Genomic DNA, 21,076 nt, shown 5'->3' with positions numbered 1-21,076 from the left:
TATGGCTCACTATAGTGAGGAATGGGATTTTGACTGCCTTGATGAGGAGTTAGAATTATTAATGGAGAAACACGGATTTATTGAATTTCATAGAGCGCTTAAACGTATGGAATTATTAACTGAAGCGGAACAAAAAAAGGTGAGAAAGAACGTCACGCTAAGTGAAGCCATTACTTATTATTTCAACAGTGATGACTTTAATCGTCTTAAAGAATCGTCACAAGATGTATATCGCTACGAGATGGATCTTTATTGGAAATACAGCAAAAAAAAATTGGGAAAAGAACCCACTTTAAAGGAAGCTTCTTCCGCACTATTTTTACAAAAATATTTAGATCCTGTAAAAAAACCAGCTACAAGAAGTAAAAAAAGTGCCTTTCTACGTAGTTTTTTGAAAGTAACGTATGCAGAATTTTTTGATCAGAAAATTGATTCTTTAAAAAGTACTCTTTCTGTGAAGGTTGATAAAAACCACCTGCCCCGTGCATTTACAGAAGAGCAAATTGAGGAAATTATCGATTTATCTAGGTTAGGTCGAGAACCCCTACGAAATTTTACAATCCTATGGGTCTTCTTGGGGACAGGCATACGTTTAAACGAACTATGTTTGCTTCAAATTGGAGATGTAAAACCTCAGTTACAAGAATTATTAGTTTGTGCTAAAGGAAGTAAAGAGTTTAAAGTTAAACGCAAAATAACTACTTTTTCACTGGAAATTTTACTAAAATATATCAAATTTAGATACAGTCCTTTGCAAAATCTAAACGATTATAATGAGAGGTACATCTTTTCAGATGATAAAGGTATAACTCCACTTCACGATAGTACAGTACAAAAAATGTTAGGGAATATTATGAAGGAAGCAAGAACTATTTCAGAGGATGATAAGAGGACCTACCAGTTATCAGTTCATTCTCTACGCCATTCATTTGCATTATTTTTGTTACAGTCCGGAGTAAATATTCATACTATAAAAGATTTGCTAGGACATGAATGGATAAGCTCCACTAATGTGTATCTGAAACTTTTTGACAACATACTAGTGAATGCTATTAATCAACATCCACTAGGAAATCTGAATCCTAATAACTTTTTTTAAAGGGAGGTATATAATGTGAAAGGAATCTTACTGAATTCGAAGTATTTTCAATTCTGGTTTCAACACAGTCCATTGAAATCGAAAAATCATGTTATTCAAGAACTCAAAAAGTTCGATGAATTCATACATGTAATGGGCTACGAAGGTGAGCTGGACTTTGATCGATTCCATGGGAGTTTGCGCTACCCTGATAAATACAGACCAATTCAAGAAAGTTTTATAGATAAATTTGTCGAGTATCTGAAACATGAGAAAAACGCTTCAAATTATGTTTTATATAACGCGATTAGTTCCTTAAAAAATTTTTTTAGATTTCTTTATGAAATGGAACTTATCGAAACGCATCCAATGGCATATTACAAAAATCCTTATTATCATCGACCGATAAAAAACACTGCATTGTCTAAAGATGAATGCCTTGATTTGTTGCATGCTGCCATGAAAAGAGATCCTTTCTTTCGACATGATTTTGTATTGATTTGGTTTATGCTTGTAACCGGCTTGAGAAATTCTGAAGTTAGGCATCTTCCGTACAAAAACATCGATTTAAATACAGGCATGGTTATCTTAAACCAGGAACAGAAAGGGGAAGTGCGATCTACTGCTATTACAAAGGCTTTAGCAACTGAATTGCAACGTTATATTGGACATCCATATTATGTTTCTAGGGCCAGTGATGAAAATGCAACTTTATTCTTCCATAAAAACAAATCTCTGTCAGATAAACAATTGCGGAAGAAAATTAATGATTTATGTATTGAAGCTGGCATATCACGTACTGTGACCCCACACGATCTTAGGCGTACTGCGGGATACCTGATGCAGTCCAGCGGAATGAATATAGTTGAAATCCAGCGACAACTTGGCCATAAAATACTTTCTACAACACTAAGGTACGTACCACCACTTGAAGATTTAGCAAAAATATTAATAGATACAGAGATAAAATAAGAAGGAATTATTTGTAATGTCGAAAGTATATTTACGCAAGTTATTAACAACAACAAGTATAAGGGACCCGACGAGCAATAGCTTTTTCGAGTTCCTTTCACTTCACGACTTTAAGCATAGTTTTAGACCATTAGTTTACAACTCCCTCTCCCCTTCACTTTATCTATTTATATAAAGGTAGATTATATTAATTTTAAACAAGACATAATGATAATTATGTAGACTTCTTTGAGTCCTCTTCCCTGTTATCAGTATTCTTAAATCGCGAAAAATATAATATTAGTTAATCTTGTCTAAGACTTTTCACATGCCCACTCCAAAGTCTATTACATCACTTTAATGTGACCTCTACCCTGTCAAGGTGGAGAAAGAATTTCACTATAATTTCCTAATGTATCCCATAATGGCTTTATATCAATGATTAGAAGAAGTTTTTAATTTTTACATGACCTCTAATATTCATTAGTTTACTATAGTGTGTGACCAATATTGTGACCAAAGTATGTGACCATTAATTTTGAATTTTTTAATGAGATGTGGTAAGTATATGCCAATATATAATTACTTTTTTAATAAAACTAAACACGTATTTTTATCACTTAGAAAATCTGTTATTTAAGAAAGCCTAAAATATGTAAGAGTGCATATTTTAGGCTATTTTATTTATACAAAATAACAAAACTTATAAATACTTTTCTTTAATATTCTATCTGTTTGACCAAACCATCTAAAACTTATAATATTAATTATTATTAACAACAGAGGAGGACAACACCTTGCATAGCTTTCAATACGGCACAACAACTATAAATTACTCTGTTGCATACAAAAAGGACAAGAAAGACGTTTCACTTTCGGTCTGCTTAAATGATGGGGTTCAGCTTGTAGCTCCAGAAGGATTAAATCATGAAAAACTACAAGATATTTTACATAAAAAAGCTCCATGGATTCTTAAAAAGAAATATGAACTTGAAGAAATTTCAGCGGTACCAGCACCTAAGGAATATGTGAGTGGAGAAAAATTTGCATATTTAGGTCGTAATTATCGACTTAAGGTACATAAAATGGACAATATGAAATCACCTACACTTACTTTCAAACAAGGTCGATTTATTGCAGAGATACCACTAACCATGACGGAAAATGAAAAAACAAGCAAACTCCAGCAATTGTTTAAAGAATGGTATATTGCTCACGGAAATACGAAAATTGTGGATCGGCTTCATCTTTATACATCAAAAATGGGACTTGTGCCTAAAAAGGTTGTTTTTAGGGAGCAACAAAAAAGATGGGGAACCTGTACAAAAGAAGGAGCTGTCTACCTCAATTGGAGAATAATGATGGCTCCTATGTCAATTATTGATTATGTGCTTGTCCACGAACTAGCGCATTTAAAATATCCAAACCATTCGACTGAGTATTGGCGTTTTGTACGATCAATACTTCAAGATTATGAAGGAAGAAAAGAATGGTTAAGAATTAATGGACCAACACTTTTTTTATAGTGATGGTCCATTATTCTTAGAAAAGATTTTATACAAATACTAACTGTATTACAGTATAAGCTCATATCCGATAATTTTATTAACCAATATTCCAAATACTTACAAATTCCGCTCTATCATGATCCATTTCAGATTGTATTGCACGTAGAACTTCTTCGTTATAGACACCATCTGCAGAATAGATTGTAATAATTGTTTTATAACCCTGTTCTTTCTTATTTTCTAAAGCCATATTATAAGATATTTTTTTAATGTTTAAGTGCTTCGATATACCTGAAAATACTTCACTTAAATCATAATTTTTATCTTTTAGCCTAAATTGAACCATAAATTTATTCACTTTCAGTATTCCAGATTTTACATCTCTAATTACTTCTTTAAACTCATTTGTAATATTTTCGACCTTAGCTGATTTGTCTTCTTCTGATAACTTCTCACTGTCTAATTTCTTTAGTTTTTCATCAAATTGCTCAAGAGCAGCTTCGTATTTTCCAATTGCGCCAGAAAGTTCATTCTTAATACCATTAAGCTCCACAATATGTTTTGCAATATTATTTAATTCCTTTACCATGTCATTGCTTTGTCTTGTATTTTGATTAGATTGGACAAAAGAAAAGAATATCGCAACCACAGCCAAAAGGATAGATAGAAATGTACTACCTAAGGAAATCTCATTTATAAGCATTTCTGGATCAGTAGTTCTCCAAGCAATAACTACTGAAATAAAAATCAAGAGTATAAATATCCAATAAACAAGGTCCTTCTTTGAAGGAAAATCTTTTTTCAATTTTTATTTCTCCTCATACAAATTATTATTTGTAATTTCTAATTGTTTTTAACTATATATTATCTTTTGTAATGAACCTCTGCTAAATCCATCAATTGTTGCGTTAAGCCTTCAATTTTATGTTTCGGACATTTACTCGCTCTTAGTTGACGTTTTATCTTTTTACGCATCTCACGTTTAACGTCCTCTTTTTCAGTCCATTCAATGACTGCCTGTTCCTGAACTATTTCCGTGATTATATGAGTTAGTTCCTTTAGAGCTTCTTTATCCTCTTCATCTGGCAGTTGTTGCTCCAACATTTGATAAAATGGAAACTGTTCCCTTTTAAAACCGTGTTCCTGGCTCTTCTGTGCTGTATTTCTAATTTCTTGAACCATTTCACGGTATTCCTCTAAAAGCTCTTCTATGGTAATTTGACGGTCTTTACGCTTTTGTATTAGCTGCTCCAAACGTTCCTTTAAAGAAGAATATAATACTGGGTTTTGTTCAATTTTTATTTTAATTTCATGCTTAATCGCATGTTCCATTTCTGCAGCTTTGGATTCTGGTGTTTTTGCTTCTTCCAAACGCTGTTCAAACCTATTAGATAATATATCAATTGGCTCATGCAGTACCTCAATATTCGCAGCAAATAAATGCTCTTCAATAAGCTCCTTTACCTTTTGACCACAATCGGATATATCCATGCCATCTTCTATCCTATATCTTGACTTTGCCAGTTGCCGTACTTTTCCTAGGAATTTTAAATCGTTTAGGTATGGCTTTGCTTTTGGACTAGGTAATATCATGTCCATGCTTTCAGAGAACTTTTTGAATGCAGTATCAAATTCGTTACGTACATCTTCTGGCTCTAAAACTTGAATACAACCTTCAAGATCTTCTTTCCGTACAAAATCAAAGAATCTCATAGCCTTACGGTGTCTGGATTGTAATCTTGGAATCTCTGAGTCAATATTGTGTAATGCTCCTATTATATCCTGTTCAGCAAAAATTCCAAGTGCTTGTTCAAGGAATCTTGAAACTCCAAAATAATCTACGATTAACCCGTACGTTTTTTTATCGTAGGTACGATTGGTTCTAGCGATTGCCTGTAATAGATTATGTTCTTTTAAAGGCTTATCGAGATACATGACTTGTTCAATCGGTGCATCAAAACCAGTAAGCAATTTATCACATACGATAATGAAACTTAAGGAATCCTCATGCATTGGCCTTTTGAATCGTTCAATTATCTTCTTTTCTTCATCTTTTGAAAGGTGATGTTTCCTCATTCTTTCTTCGTCATTATGTCCACCAGAGATAATAACCTTAGATTCATAATCACTAAGTTCATCAAACATTTCCTTGTAGTTAACAGCTGCTTCACGGGTAACTGCAACCACTTGAGCCTTAAAACCATTCGGCTTAATATGAGTTTCAAAATGGTCAATAATGTCTAGTACAATTCTTCTTATGCGTTTAGGAGACGAAATAATTGCTTCCTCGGTTGCATATTTCTTTTTAATACGTTCACGATCTTCTTCATTGTAATCACGAAACTTTCGGTCAAATAAATCGTCAAGGGAATCACCTTGTACATGAAGATCAACCATACGTGCTTCATAGAAAATTGGAACAGTCGCACCATCTTCTACTGCTTGTTCAATTGTGTATTTATCTATGTATGTACCGAAAGTGCGAATAGTGCTTTTATCTTCTTTATCAATTGGAGTTCCTGTAAACCCTAAATAACACGCATTAGGCATAGCTGTACGCATATTCATAGCTAATCCACTATATTGGGTTCTGTGTGATTCATCAACCATAACAAACATATTCTCAGCTTTTGTTAACTCTGGGTATTCGTTCTTTTCTGCGTCTTCTTGGAACTTTTGAACAAGTGTCATAACGGTTGTACCTGGACCTTGTTGCAGTAGGTCTTTTAATTTTGCAACTGAAGCTGCTTGTTGTGGGTTAGGAAACCCACATCTTCTAAATGTATTTGTAATTTGATCATCAAGGTCTTTTCGGTCAGTAACAACGACGATGGTAGGGTTTTTTAATTCCTTTAGTCGTCTAAGTTTTACTGCCAAGAAAACCATGGTTAAAGACTTACCACTGCCCTGTGTATGCCAAACTACCCCACCCCTGTTAAGAGGGTTATCGGCATGTAAAATACGGTTAATAGCTTTGTTAACAGCTCTATATTGCTGGTATCGAGCTAATTTCTTAATGGTACGCCCCTCTACTGGCTCATAAACAATAAAATTTTGTATTAGGTCCAGTAAATTTTCTTTTGGAAACATGCCTGTGACAAGAATATCTTGTGTAGAAGGATTATCACCAATTTCAGCAACAGTTCTTGGGTATGGGTCTTTCCATTCACCATAATGTTGTACCCTAGCTCCGATTGTCCCAGCTTTTGCACGATCATTACTAGTAGCAATTAGTATCTGATTGTAGTGAAATAACTGTTCACACTGATCTTGGTACCGTAATAGCTGTTTTACGCCTTGTCCGATTTGTTCATCTGGTGATAGTGTTGGACTTTTACATTCAATAACGACGAGTGGAAGTCCATTTACAAAAATAATAAGGTCTGGACGAATTGTTCCCTTAGCATTTGATATAGTAAATTGATCCACTACCAAAAACTCATTATTCTCTGGACGTTCGAAGTCAATTAATCTAACAGTTTGGTTCTTTTTCCCCTTACCTAGGTCTTGTTGTACGGAAATCATGTTGATGAGGTTTTCATGGAATGACTGATTTGCTTCCATTAGGCTGGTTGATTGTATATGTGTTGTAGAACGTAGTATTTTATTCAGATTGTTTTCTGAAATCCATGTGTTTAGCTTTTGTATTGATTTTACTAGGCGTCCTTTTAATATGACTTCACCCTGTGATTCACGTTCAATATCAAGAGATGGACCATGAATATGTTCATAGCCCATTTCCTTTAATTGTTTAATAAATCGATTTTCAACTAGTGTTTTTTCGCTCCAATTACTTGTTTGTTTCATGAGGTTACACCTCTTCATCATTTACTTTTACTCGGACTTCTCCTGTTAATAGGACTTGCATAAGACCCATTTTTAAATCCTTAAGTTTATTGATCCTTTTTTCCTCGTAATTTAATTTCCCATCTATTGACAATAGTATAGAAACTATTTTTTTCTGTTCTTTAACATCTGGCAATGGAATATTAATACTCCCTAATTCTTTTAAATAAATACCAGATTGAGCTGTAGTGTTACTTCGTCTTTGGAGTTCGTTTTGAAAATAATTAGACTGAGTAAAATAATTTAGAAATAATGGCAATAATGTGTTTTTAGGTCTTAATATAGCAACACTTCTTTGAACTGTAAATTTGCCATGTTCTTTTTTTACAACTGCTGATCTACCCAGGGTACCAACTATCGTTAATAAAACATCTCCTTCCGAAATTTCATAGGATTTATGCATTTTATTGTAATCTTCTTCAGAAATAAACGAGTCATTGTTTTCGATTTCAACTTTATTGTTTTTTATGTTTAATGCACTCAGCATTGGAACACCCTGTTCAACTTTCTTTGGTGGATTATGTGTTCCATCTTTTAATACATCTAACAACTTACTTAGATTTACAACTTCCCAATCCTCTGGTATTTCACCGATTTCAGATTGTTTATACTTGGTATTCCGAATTCCTTTTATAAGAAGTTGCTGCAATAAACCTTTCTTTAATATTTTAGTTTGTTTAATGATTGCTTCTGTTTTGTTAATGGCTTCGTCAACATTAGATAAAATGTCGGCAATTTTATTTTGTTCATGTGAAGGTGGCAAGGCTATTTCAAAGTCCCCTACTTGTTTAAGACTTAGATTTGGCTGTGCACCAGTCGTCGATACTAACTGTATATATTTTTTTATTGAAGTACCCTTTAAATAATAAAAAATAAATTTCAAATTGTAATTTCTGCTATTATTTAGTCTAACAATAGCAATTGCTTGATTTGTATTAGCTGGTAATATATCTTTTGTAACTATCGCTACCCTACCCAAATTTCCAGCAATGGTAACTAACAAATCATCCTCTTGCATTTTTGATCTAGCTAATTTTTCATGTACTTCTTGTGAAATATGTGCAAAAAAGTCTTCTAAAAAGTTACCTTGGTCATTAATACTTTCAATTTTTATAAAGTTAACTCCTTCATCTACATAATTATAACCATATGTAGTTGGGGTTGTACCTTTTGTTATTCTTTCTGTAATTTCCTCAAGTCGTGTTATCTCCCATTCTTTCGGCACTTGAATTCGCCAAGGTTTTCTATATTGATTACTCACTATAACCAAGCTCCTTCAAATAAGCATACATTTGCTCTTCAATTACATTACGCTCTTTTTCTATTTCAAGAAGTTTTATTACAACCTCACTAACATCAATTTGCTCCTCTTCTTCAGTTAAATCAATATAACGAGCAATATTTAAATTAAAATCATTTTCTTTGATTTCATCTATTTCAACTGAGCGACAATATCTATCAACTTCTTCCCATTTATCATAGGCAGCTACAATTTTCTCAATATCCTTGTCACGAAGTGTATTTTGATTTTTTCCTTCTTGATAATCCTCAGCACCATTTAGGAAGAACACTTTTCCTTTTTGGTTTGCATCTTTGTTACGGTTAAGTACTAAAATACATGCTGGAATTCCTGTACCATAGAATAAGTTCGAGGGTAAGCCAATAACTGCTTCTAATAGATCTTCCTCTAAGATACTCTGTCGGATTTTTCCTTCTGCACCCCCACGGAACAAGATACCATGTGGCATGACTACACCAGCTTTTCCTTCATGGTTAAGTGTAGCAATCATATGCTGAACAAATGCTAAATCTCCTTTATCCTTGGGAGGAATACCAAAACGGAATCGTCCATTCTCGTCACTTTCAGCTTCTTCTCTTCCCCAATTGCTTAAACTGAACGGTGGATTAGCGATTACACGATCATAAAGAATTAGTTCTCCATCTTCCAGGAGCTTAGGCTCACGAATTGTATCACCCTTTTCAATCCTATGGTCACTTAATCCATGTAAAAGTAAATTCATCTTACAGATAGCCCATGTATTAAGATTACGTTCTTGACCATGTAATGTTAAATTTCGTGGATTTCCACCTTTTGATTTTATGTAATCTACTGATTGTATGAGCATACCACCAGAGCCTACAGTAGGATCACATACACGCATACCCTCCTCTGGCTTAATGAGCTTTACAATCAATTCTACTACCTTACTTGGGGTGTAGAACTCCCCACCCTTTTTACCAGCATCATCAGCAAATTGTTTAATTAAATACTCGTATGCACGACCAAGCATGTCTGGTTCGGACAGGTTACCATTACTTAAGTTGATAGCTGAGAAATGACTTATTAATTGTTGTAATAGCTTATCTGGAAGTTTTTCTTTATCATTGAAGTCAATTGTAGCAAGGACCCCCTGTAAGGAAGCATTTTCCTCTTCTAGTGCTTCAAAAGCTTTATTAATGGTATCTCCTATGTCTTGTGTCTGTGATTGCACATGGGACCATCTAGCACGTTCTGGAACAAAGAATTGATGTTCGTCACGGTCATACCACCCGTAATCGTCGCCTTCTTCTTGTTCAATTCGTCTTGCAGTTTCAACGAACACATCATTCAATCGTTTTAAAAACAATAGTCCAAATATGTAATTTTTATAATCAGATGAATCAATAGATCCACGTAGAATATTGGCTGATTCCCATAGATGAGATTCCAGCTCTTGCTGTGTTAACTTAGCCATGTTTAATCCCCCTAAAAAAGTAAAATAGTTCCTCTTTACTATAACAAAGAAAGCTTCTTAATTACTATGTTTTGCTTTAGTATTTTATATAATCGCATTATCTTTAATAATTGGTCATAGCGCTTTTGCTATTTTCATCTCTCCTTCGGAACGAATAGAGCCACGCTTCTTCCAGTAACACCTATCATCTTACCAACTGACTCTAATTTTGAATATTCTTTATCGGCACAATAAATTTGATCTAAAACAAACTGTTCACGTTCTGACAATTCATATCTCATAGCCTTGTAAACTAACATAAATCGTTGATAATCATTTGAATCATTATTTTTGATTAGATCATAATATGGTTTTCTTCTATACATTTTTGCTTCAAAGTTTGGACTTTTAGTTGAATCAATCATTTCCAGAAAAAAATAGCATCATCTGCAGTAATTTTGATTTCAGTGACCTAAGAACACCCACCTCCATTAATAATATTTTGTCACAGAATGGCAAAATCCTCTATTAATCAACAAAAAATATGACAAAAAAGTGACACTTATCTTGTGCCACTTTTTTAACGAATCCACTTTTATCAAACTTCAGCTAAGCCAAATATATTATATTCAATTTCAACATTGTAGGTTTCAACTGTAGAAATTGAAATATCTTTATCAATTTCATATTTTAATAGTGCATAGTTATTATAATTCCCTTTTTTTGCCCTGTATATTTTATTCCATGGAAACCTACCTCTTTACAACATTCTGCAATAAAATTGGTAAGTAAATACTCTAACTTTAATACATTATTATCGCTCGGATTAATTGATAAAATACGTCCAAATTCTCAATACATTTGACTTAAATCTAGAATTTTTAATGGTTTATTAATAATTAATGTAGCTACGTCAAGTTCTTGTGATCCAATATAGTTCACTTCTGCTGGAATATAATCCATATTATCAGTTAGGTAAAGTACTGACGAGCCAACTAAATTATATCTACCGTGTGACGAAACACCAATAGGTGGGTTCCACATTTGTTTAGAATGAAACTTTTCTGTGCCTTTATTTCTTGTCCTCCCTCTATATAGCTTTAAATTTTCAATTATTGAGAATTCCCCTTCTTCATACATTTTTGTAAATAGTTCATACAGTTTCTCCGCAGCTGTATGTCTCATGCCTAGCATGGGGTAGTTTCTTAAAAAAGAGGAGAAATTAGTAAGTTCAATTTTCTTTAAGTTTATAAAATACTTCTCAGCATATTGGCTTAATTCATCAATATCTACTGATAGGTAATCTGTTAAGTCATCATCGTTATAAATCAAAAAAGATTCATTAAACTTAATTGTTACGCTCTCATCTTGACCAATTCCACAACACCTGCATTGTAAATTTGGCAACACATATTTATTGTAATCTTCTGGAATATCAAAGCCGTATAAAAATTCTAGTACACTTTGTCCGTTATCTTTAGATACTTGCCCTTTTTCAACCTCAATTATCTTATTAAATGCATTAAATTCTTTTATTAATTCGCAGTTGGAACAGAATTGAATATATCTTGAAACCCCTTCACCAATTATCTTACAAACCTCGTTCAAAAATGGAACTAAACTTTCTCTTCTTAAAAAATAGTCTTCATAACCAATTTCATTTTTACATTTTGAACAAAGTATTTTAGGTGTCTTTCGGTAATTATTATCCAGTAATTTATTAAACATCTCTTCATCAAATATTGATGCATACCTTTCTAAATCTTTTACGTAATTTATCATACTTTCAAGGTTCTTTTCTAAATGATTAAAAGTCTCATTTAAACCTAAACAATCCAAACAAATTGCATCTTCCATAACATATCTCCTTTTTCAATTTACTACTAAGAAACATTATTTCGACAAGAAAACAGATTTCTCCTCTTTTTATGTCTGAAAGTTATAACTATTTAACAGGTAGGAATTTTATCATTTTTATTTCGGTATAGGTATTATTATTGTTTAAAAGTTAGTCTGAAGAACTAATTACAAAAGATATAAGACTTTTAGTCACCAAAAAGGAAAGTTATTTATATGGTTTGGCTCCATAATCATTTATTGTTATAAGTTCATATCTCAATAGAAATAGAAAAGGATGAAACCTTTCTGGTTTCATCCTAGCAGTCAACATAATGGGTATTATGGGATTGAAAAATTTACTTAAATACAAAATCAAACGAAAGTATCTTTAGAGCGTCAACGTTTATATAAAATGGATCTGTTTAATAAATTCATCTAACCAGTCTTTTGCAGTTCTTTTTCCTCGTGGTAAAGGATGATAATAAAGATATTCCTTATTGCCCTGTAAACCTTTTATATGACTAGGGAGCTTTTCTAAGGCAGCTACAGCTAGTTCCTTTAATTCCGGATGAACCCCCCATGCAACTATCACAGGTTTTTTGTCAATTCCCTTACATAGTGCATTTCGTTCCTTTTCCCTTTTTCCAAGAAAAATACTATGAATTGTATTGTTTAATTTCTTATATTCTCTTACAAATTCTTTGCTTTTAGTATTTCGTATATCTGAAAGATTTAATATTCTAACGTATTTCCAACCAAAATGCTTCATTAATCTCATAATTTGATACTGAGTAGTATCTGGTTTTGCTTGGATTAAGAGGGTATTTCTCAAACTATATAATAAATTAGGACTATTAATATGGTACTCTGGTATAATCTTTAATTCATTTGGATTTTTTGTAAATAATGGTTTAGAATTACCAGGATTCATCATAACTATAAATGCTTCTGGATCTAATAAATCGATATTAATATCATTTTGATATATATCTAAATAGCTTCTGCATTTGATAACACCATTTCCCATTTTTATATTAAAAAAGCAGCCTGAAGAAGAATACATTTTCTTTAATTTATTTGCAGAAATAAACAAGAGTATTACCTTCTTTCTGTCTCTTGAAAAATTAAACTCTAATTAGTTGCATTAATATTCTCCAAATTCATCCTTATTTCCTCATATAGTACTTATTTAGATTTTTTATTGTAGTGAATACACTTGTTATAAAAATTGTTAAGTATATGAGAGAAATTGGGATCATGTAGATGAATATATTTAATGACCTCTTCCCAAGTGATGCATTTGATTTCAATTGTTTCTATAAAAGAAATAAAATACATATTAAACCAATTAAGCTTTGAATTGAACGATTCTCGCTCATTTAGATAATAGTTATTTACTCTTTCAAAAACTTTTTCTTTTATTATTTCTTTTGTTGTATATTCTCTAAAAGATCTCTCTTTTTTAATTTGTTCTTCTGGAGCTATAACGTAGAAGGCCAGCTTTTTAAATTGCTTTTCATCTATTCGTTGATTAGCAGCAATTTGACTCATACATGCAATATTTCTCGTTACCTGATCATATGTTGTATTATTCTTAATACCTTTTGATAACTTACTATACATCTTTGCCTCTATTACTATAAACTGGTCGCAGTCATCTTCTAAAACTAAGTCTCCATGTCCAGAACTACCTATCTTAAACTTCCCTATTACTCCATCTGCATGAGTATGAGCCTCTGATAAGGTGTCACCTCTAAACTCCGGTAAAAAAGGGGATGGCAATAATGCCTCCGAATACCATTTACTATTTTTAAAGAATTCAAGTTCGTGATTCGAAGTGTCCTTATTGTTAGAAAACCAGTGAAGTATAATGCATAAAAGCCATCCTTCATTGTACAGATGAGTTGGGGGTAAATTTCTATTATCACTATCTATCCTACTCAATATATCTGATATAACATTATTCAATGGTTACCTCCAGGTATTACGACGTTTTAACAATAAAGCTAAATAAAAGTTGTTAATTGATATAATTGAAGTTATAAGTACCCAAAACTAAAGTATTTTATAAATAATATCTAATTAATAGGCTTGCTCCTTTTCCCTTCTTAGGTGCTTCCAATATTTTATCTCCTTCTTTCATTTGTTCATACATTACATCGCAGCAACTTGGCATATTGTGCTTTGGTCCAGGATAACCTCCTACTATTATATGAAGGTCTTTAGATGATATCTCTATATAGTTATCTCCCCGAGTCTTTGCATTTCGGAAAATTTCAATAAGTGCTTTTTTAAAATGATCTTTTTTATTCATTAGATAACAACTCCCTAACTTTTTATTATTATTGGTAGTTCGACAGCTAATCAATTTTATCCTCCAAATATTAACAATTATCTACATGGAACATTCAAATTTTTATCCGATATGTTACATATTGCGCTTGCCTAGGAAATTAATCAAATTAAAAAGAGCGGTAGTCACTTAAGACAACCGCCCTATTTCTTATAACGTTAATTATGTTCAGATAAATTGCTAAAATTGTTCACTCATTTATGTAACTATTCATAGTTACTTATTCCTTCAATTCTATCATAAATATTTACGTTTGATAGAAAGTAAAATTTTTTCTTCTAAATAATTGTTTGTTTTTGTTTTAAAAGGAATGAGATTAATATTAAGCAAGCCCAATACGCTTGGAATTGTAACTAAACCAAATATTACTACGTTTTTTATTATTGAATTAAAATTTAAAGACTGAATATACGGAACGAAATATATTATTACCCCAATAAATAATGAAATTAGCAAAAATATCCCATCAGTTATCCATTTGGCCCTTTTCTTTGCTATCTTGAGTATTTTTTCCGCTCTAATTTCTGTAGTTGCTGCTACCTCTTGCTTATATACCGTTATAAAACCTTTTAATTCCTCAATCTCTTTTTCTTTTTCAGTACTCAGTTCGTTTATTTTAAGTTCTTCTTGATTTTTTATTTCAGCTAGAATTTCTTTAACTGTTCCAATTGTAATTAAATCTTCATTTCCTAGGGTTTTCTCCATTAAAATTTCACGGGCCCCTTGAGAATACCGAAGTCTAACAATATCTTCCTGTGAAATACCTTGGTTTGTACTCTCGAATATGTTGACGGCTTCTATGTATCTTTTCCATAAATGTTCTTGCGGATGTGTTGCAGCAAATGTTTCAGCTATTAGCCTTTGTCTTGGTAAGTCGGGTGCTTCTGATGGATTCTTTAACCACATTAAATTGGTAATGACAGAATCATGTAAAACTGGAGGAATAATTCTAGGATTATTCTCATCATAAAAGTAATTTTTGACATTCTGTGCCAAAGAAAAGTTATTTGTAACAAAAATAGCTCTACTATTTTCTATATGAATAGTTTTCCAACCTTTTCTTAGTCTCATTATAGCAGAAACGGCCTGTACATCTCTTTCTCTAGCACTCTCTCTCCTATAAGTCATATTATTTTTCAAACAATCATCTAATCCCTCATGGGAGATAACATGGGTATATTCTTCATAACCAACAGAATCTACTATACTAATGTGAAGTTTCTCTTCCAATTCTTTTTCTAGAGCATAGATGATTCTTTCGATATCACTTGGTCCAAATCCGTTATCTAAAAAATAACTAATAGTTCCATGATGATCCGAAACACATGTTGTTAAGTTATTCTTACACCATTCTAATATACCGTTTATTTCATCAATATTAATTCTAAGCACTTTTAATATTGCATTAGATTTTCTAAGCATTTGTATTAATTCTAGGCATGGTTCTTGACGAGCTTCACCAGCAAGACCCAAAGCATAGATTAGAAAAGTAGAATCAAAAAACACTTCAGTTCCTTTAAATTTCATGTTAATGGTATGGACATCTTCTTTGTAATAAAGCGTATTTGTTAACATATTGCCTTTTACGATATCAATTAGATATTCAAAGGAAACTGATTGTGCAGCATAAATACTTTTAATATATTGAGAGATAATTATATCTATCCCTTCTTGTTTCTTGTTATCATCCTTAATTTTTAACGAAGAAGGTAGTAAGGAAGTTTCTAATAAGACTAACTGATGCTTCTCTAGGAAAGCTTCTAATGCTTCTTCGACCTTTATTTTTTCAACTTTTAATTCGTATCGTTCATGGGCAAAAAGGGCAATTTCATCTATTAGTTTTTCATGTTTTTCTAACATTTTTTGCTTGAGTTCATTAAATTTTGATTCTTGAAGTTTATCAAAGTCAGGAATCAACGTTTTATTTTCTCTCTTTATATAGCCGCTTTGTAAAAGTTTCCTCTTTAAAATTGTATTTACTACACTTATTGGCAGGTCAATCTTAAAATGTGCTTTTATACTTTTTTTTAATTCATTTGAAGAAATTGTTTTGGTTCCAGATACTCTCAGTGCCTCCTTGACAAACGGCACAAAATGATCAAAATAGTCTACATTATTACTATCATTAACATTCATAATGGCATAATACAATAACTGATTTTTATTCATATGTTCCTCCAAACTCACAATTTACCAAAATATTATACCATTTTCTATCATTTCTACCTATCATTTCTAGTTGTTTTAAAAAAATAGATTTTTAGATTTACAAGAAGCATTTTAGTTGTCAATAGCTACTTTTGATAATGACCTTTTAAAGAGTTTATTTTTGTAACTTAATTTTTTTTTTTAGGTCTCTTTCTATATTTTTTATTTCTAAGCTAAGACTCTTTGAAGGTTTACTTATTAGGTCAATTTGCTAATATAAAAATTCTATTTTCTCAGAACTTTCCACATAGTCATGTTATAAGAACTCTTTAAGATGGTTTCATTTTGGAGCGGGTTCTTCATAGTAATAGAGAAGCCCAGTTCTAATTTGAACTGAGCTTTTTCCTCTTACTTTTAGTTTTGATCTCAAACTATAGCACCGGTTAGTGAAAAGTAATTATATATTCACCGTACAAATTTTATAGATGATAAGACCATTAACTTCCGTTGTTCCTGTACATACGCCCATTTGCAAATTGTTATAATCGTCCAACGAGGAAAATGTTCTTTCATTCATTTATTTTGCCTCAAAGTACTAACGGCTTACTCACCTACCATACCGTCGCCATCACGATCATCCATGTATTTGTATAACCAATGGTCAGACGTTATGGGCATACTAAAACCTGCATCTTTCGCTTCTTTAATCGTTACCTTCCCATTACCGTTTGTATCAACACGAGAAATATCACCGTCTGCGTTTGAACTAGTTGAATTCGTGTTTGTGCTAGTTGAATCGGATGGCTTACTGTCTGTTAAACCGAGTTTTGCGTTTACTTCATCAGGGTTCACATTATCGAATTTATCAACAATCACGTTACCCATTAAAGTATAAGTATACTGATAACTAGAAGGAATCTGTGTTTCTGTATTCGGATATGTGATAATTGCTTCGAAATTGGTTGCTCCACCAGCTTGACGGATCACCTTTTCCATATAGGCTTGATCACCGTGTCGGTTGAGTGTGCTATCTTGTGGGGTAATATTATAAGCATTCGATACCCCTCCGGTATAGGATATTCTTTTAAGAGATAAAACCTGTTAGCTGTTGATAGACCTCAATTTGAGCGATGAACAAAACTAAATGATGAACAAAACTTAAAATTCCTACACTTTTATCGTAGGGTTAAAATCCCTTGTCGTTTCACACATTAGCGCTTATGACAAAAAAACTTGTCGCGCTGCTTCGTTACTTCAATAAAAAAAGATGTTGCCGTAACAACACCTTGTCTCACTCAAGCACGCTTGATGTAAAATACTCCTGTATTTTCCCATCTAAAATTTGAACTTGTACAATTGCTCGTTCTGCAATTTCGTTATCGTGTGTTATCATCATTATAGTTACCCCATCATTTTGATGGATTTCCTCTAATAAAGATATAATATTATGTCCTGTTTCAGAATCAAGATTTCCTGTTGGTTCATCAGCTAAAATGATTCTCGGTTTAGTTACTAATGCTCTTGCAATCGCTACACGCTGCTGCTCTCCACCAGATAAACGTGAAGGAAGATGGTACATTCGATGCTCCAAGCCAACACGTTTCAATGCTTCTATAGCATTTTCCTTTACCATTTTAGAGGAAAAAAACGATAAAAGTGGCATCATCACATTTTCTAATGCAGTTGCGGTTGATAATAATTGAAATTGTTGAAATACATAGCCAATTTTCTTCAAGCGTAGTTTCGCCAATTGATGATCTTTTAAGGAATGAACAGGTTGGTCTTCTATCCAAATCCCACCACTATCAATCGGTTCAAGTCCGCCAATAACATTTAAAAGTGTTGATTTTCCTGAACCGGAAGGTCCTCTTAACGAAATATAGCTTCCTTCTTTTATAGAAAGAGAAACACTCTTTAAAACCGTTAACTTCTCCCCGCCAATTCGATAGCTTTTAACGATGTTTTCTATTTTTATCAAATGGATTCCTGCTCCTTTCTTTTTTATCATTTTTCTTTATTAAGCAGAGTGTTGATCTTTTACAGTGGATTCCAAACTGATTAGACGAGAAATCATTACTGTAAATACTAATAACAAACAAACTGGTGTAAAGAATGAAACGATTATTGTCCAGATTGGTAACGATATGGCAGAGAAGAGCCATACAATTAAATAAGCGCTTATTGAACCAATAAGTGAACCAATTACCGCGATTAAAATTACCTCAAAACTAAGGAATACCTGAATTCGTTTCATTGACCAGCCAATTGAACGCATAATTAAAAATTCATTTTTTCGTTCAATTATATTTAAAAACAAGAGGAAAAATACAATTGAAACTGTAAGAATTAAACCACCGATTAAAAAGATCCTTTGGTAGCTTTTTAGATTGAGATCTATTGTTTCACCTAATAAACTCAAAAATAAAAAGTCCGACAAACTTTGCTGTGTAGCTACAAACAAAATCGCCATAAATATTGTCAATGCCAATGTCCCCACTAATAGACTGAAGCGAAGTGGTCTTCTCATTAACTGGTGAATAACATAAGTACCTAATCCACGAATTACAAAAAGTCTTTTGGAACTCCACTGATTGCTATCCCCAGCAAGACCAGCTCTTGGGGATAGCCATAATGCTCTACGACTACCTGAAACATATCCAATACCCGTAATAATCATAAATAAAAGCCACACGATAAGGAAATGATGCCAATTTAATAGATTTATAAAAGAATTGGCAATGATCATTGACAGTAGAGAAAGAGTACTTATACAAGTAATTTCTATGATCAGACCACCGATTATTTTATTTCGTGACCAACCTATCGCACGTAATGTTGCAAATTCCGTTGATCGCTTGAGTAGACTATGTGTAGTAACTGTATAACAAAATATAAAGCTAGTTATCAATAAATAAATAAACAACCACTTATTTGTTTCTTCAATCTGCTTTTCAATTGACCAGCTAACACCTTGTTGCTGCCAACCTTCCTCAACTACACCTACTTCTCCTTCACCTGTCCCTTCAAGCTGAACATGCACTTTCCCCGCTGCTGACCCAAGCATGATTTCGACATGGTGGCCTGTCTTATCCATAATATTTTTAGCAACTTGTTCAATTTTTCTTTGACTTTCGGAAGAACGCTCACTAACATCATCCACAACAATCCGTATAGAAGAAATAGGCGGCTCATCTCCATAAAATATTTTTGCCGCTTCGATAGGTGCGAGTAAATCTGGAGCACCTGGGTAATAAGCATACTTTAATGGCATAGGTATAAGTGGGCGTGGGTCAACAGGATTCCCTGCCCCATCTTCAATAATCAAACTATGTTGAGCGGTGTAAATATCAATAGGATCGCCTTGTTTCCAAGACTTTGATAGTTTTGGTATGATATTTTCCGCATTGTAGTTACCAACCACTTTGGGCCAAATAGAGACATTTTGGATATCGTACTGATTTCGATAGCTAGGAAAATCTATTGGCCATGCAAGTTCCGGTGGAGGCTGTTCCTTTGCCATGAACTGTGGAATTGTATTTTCCTTATTACTTACAATTTCATATGAAATCGGTCCATATTTGAATAATTCTTGAATTGCTTGTGCCTTATACGATTTTTCTTTATATGATTGATTCTCTAAAAACAATTCCACTTTTTTATGCTTCCATTCTGGGGAATATGATGGTAACGAGAAGTTTACGACTTCATTTTTTTGTAAGCTCCTTATATATTTTTCAGCACCGTTGGATAACTCTTGTTCAGATACCGTGCTAGGCACATCAATTTTGTTTATTATTAGGGTTTCTGTTACATCATAGTTTTGATCTGTTAAAGCTAGCAATGGGACTTCCGGAATATTGGAAATTGTAGTGATTGGTGACTCTAGTTGCTGAAAAACATCCACATTACTTTCAGTAAATGAATAAAGTGCCGCCTCTGCTTTTGGGTCAATAGCGACTATCATTAATTGATTTGGATACCGAAAGTGTGTCCCCGGGGGTACTTGAATACGAAACCCTTCTGGAATATTTTTTTCTTTATTATATTGATGATACAATAATGAATCTTCAAGTTCAGAAGAATAATAGTTTGTTATAAAGTTATTCCAAGAGAACCTATATTCCTTTAATCCATCAAATAGGTTACTCTCTGTCACAACCTCATAGAATTCACCAGGTTTTGCTTTTGAATATGTTGCCCCGATTGATTCACCTTCATAAAAACCAATCATGGAAAGAGGGGCAGCGACTTTGACACCAGGAAGATTACGGATTAATTCTAAATCTTTCATGGAAATACCACCATAACTAGTCAAACTAGATTGTGGTGGTACCCATCCTCCTTCCAGATTACGAGTATCAATTACTTCTTCTGGAATAACGTGAATATCATACTGATATCGCCAATATTTATCTAAATCATTTTTTGCTTCAATAACGATTCGATCAGAAACCGATTGGGCAACTATATAACCTAAACCAACACTATTTAATATAATCAGAATAATTATGTATAATAACCATCTTTGTTTAAATGACGATTTTAGGTAATTAATGATTTTGATCACCCCGTATTTAGAATGGAAGCCAATATATCTATTCTCTATATTTTACTGCTGTTGTATAAAATATTTCGAATG

General features: G+C 32.8%; 15 protein-coding genes and 1 pseudogene. 3 read left to right on the top strand and 13 right to left on the bottom strand.

Going from position 1 to position 21,076, the window contains the following annotated elements:
• Position 1 precedes the first annotated feature (1 nt).
• From RGU12_RS02005 to RGU12_RS01995, 3 genes are all read left to right on the top strand, one after another.
• The gene (locus RGU12_RS02005; RefSeq protein WP_309534577.1) at positions 2-1,099 is read left to right on the top strand and encodes a tyrosine-type recombinase/integrase; all 1,098 of its coding nucleotides are present in this window, start codon (positions 2-4) and stop codon (positions 1,097-1,099) included.
• 15 nt (positions 1,100-1,114) lie between these two features.
• Positions 1,115-2,050, top strand: coding sequence for a tyrosine-type recombinase/integrase (locus RGU12_RS02000; protein WP_309534576.1), 936 nt, complete (start codon positions 1,115-1,117; stop codon positions 2,048-2,050).
• Positions 2,051-2,826: 776 nt separating this feature from the next.
• Positions 2,827-3,555, top strand: coding sequence for a M48 family metallopeptidase (locus RGU12_RS01995; RefSeq protein ID WP_309534575.1), 729 nt, complete (start codon positions 2,827-2,829; stop codon positions 3,553-3,555).
• 79 nt (positions 3,556-3,634) lie between these two features.
• Here RGU12_RS01995 and RGU12_RS01990 read toward each other — a convergent pair whose 3' ends face one another.
• The 13 genes and pseudogenes from RGU12_RS01990 to RGU12_RS01930 all read right to left on the bottom strand — a co-directional run bounded on the left by RGU12_RS01990 (position 3,635) and on the right by RGU12_RS01930 (position 21,004).
• Entirely contained in the window at positions 3,635-4,342 is a 708-nt protein-coding gene (locus RGU12_RS01990) for a coiled-coil domain-containing protein (protein WP_309534574.1), read from the bottom strand.
• Positions 4,343-4,401: 59 nt separating this feature from the next.
• Positions 4,402-7,344 (bottom strand): type I restriction endonuclease subunit R, encoded by a 2,943-nt coding sequence (locus RGU12_RS01985; protein WP_309534573.1) that lies wholly within the window; start codon positions 7,342-7,344, stop codon positions 4,402-4,404.
• A gap of 4 nt (positions 7,345-7,348) precedes the next feature.
• Entirely contained in the window at positions 7,349-8,644 is a 1,296-nt protein-coding gene (locus tag RGU12_RS01980) for a restriction endonuclease subunit S (protein WP_309534572.1), read from the bottom strand.
• Positions 8,637-10,118: a type I restriction-modification system subunit M gene (locus RGU12_RS01975; RefSeq protein ID WP_309534571.1), complete on the bottom strand. Its 1,482-nt coding sequence runs from the start codon at positions 10,116-10,118 to the stop codon at positions 8,637-8,639. The genes RGU12_RS01980 and RGU12_RS01975 overlap by 8 nt, the downstream gene beginning before the upstream one ends.
• A 134-nt stretch (positions 10,119-10,252) precedes the next feature.
• The gene (locus tag RGU12_RS01970; RefSeq protein WP_309534570.1) at positions 10,253-10,387 is read right to left on the bottom strand and encodes a hypothetical protein; all 135 of its coding nucleotides are present in this window, start codon (positions 10,385-10,387) and stop codon (positions 10,253-10,255) included.
• Between the two features lie 562 nt (positions 10,388-10,949).
• The gene (locus RGU12_RS01965; RefSeq protein ID WP_309534569.1) at positions 10,950-11,954 is read right to left on the bottom strand and encodes a hypothetical protein; all 1,005 of its coding nucleotides are present in this window, start codon (positions 11,952-11,954) and stop codon (positions 10,950-10,952) included.
• Positions 11,955-12,339: 385 nt separating this feature from the next.
• Positions 12,340-13,029 (bottom strand): DUF1643 domain-containing protein, encoded by a 690-nt coding sequence (locus RGU12_RS01960; RefSeq protein ID WP_309534568.1) that lies wholly within the window; start codon positions 13,027-13,029, stop codon positions 12,340-12,342.
• A 92-nt stretch (positions 13,030-13,121) separates the two neighbouring features.
• Complete coding sequence (locus RGU12_RS01955) at positions 13,122-13,904, bottom strand: hypothetical protein (RefSeq protein ID WP_309534567.1); 783 nt, start codon at positions 13,902-13,904, stop codon at positions 13,122-13,124.
• A 97-nt stretch (positions 13,905-14,001) separates the two neighbouring features.
• Positions 14,002-14,250: a hypothetical protein gene (locus RGU12_RS01950; protein WP_309534566.1), complete on the bottom strand. Its 249-nt coding sequence runs from the start codon at positions 14,248-14,250 to the stop codon at positions 14,002-14,004.
• A gap of 276 nt (positions 14,251-14,526) precedes the next feature.
• Positions 14,527-16,458 (bottom strand): hypothetical protein, encoded by a 1,932-nt coding sequence (locus tag RGU12_RS01945; protein WP_309534565.1) that lies wholly within the window; start codon positions 16,456-16,458, stop codon positions 14,527-14,529.
• Positions 16,459-17,040: 582 nt separating this feature from the next.
• A pseudogene (locus RGU12_RS01940) lies at positions 17,041-17,505 on the bottom strand (DNA/RNA non-specific endonuclease); the annotation flags it as partial.
• A gap of 223 nt (positions 17,506-17,728) precedes the next feature.
• Positions 17,729-18,415, bottom strand: a complete 687-nt coding sequence (locus RGU12_RS01935; protein WP_309534564.1) for an ABC transporter ATP-binding protein — start codon at positions 18,413-18,415, stop codon at positions 17,729-17,731.
• A 39-nt stretch (positions 18,416-18,454) separates the two neighbouring features.
• Positions 18,455-21,004 carry an ABC transporter permease gene (locus RGU12_RS01930; protein WP_309534563.1) on the bottom strand — a complete coding sequence of 850 codons (2,550 nt, stop codon included), beginning with the start codon at positions 21,002-21,004 and terminating at the stop codon, positions 18,455-18,457.
• Positions 21,005-21,076: the final 72 nt, after the last annotated feature.

The sequence above is a fragment of the Ferdinandcohnia sp. QZ13 genome, assembly GCF_031324165.1.
In the GTDB taxonomy this organism is placed as follows: Bacteria; Bacillota; Bacilli; order Bacillales; family Bacillaceae_L; genus Ferdinandcohnia.
The sequence above is the reverse complement of the archived record's forward strand: the minus strand, read 5'-3'. Positions and strand labels throughout refer to the sequence as shown.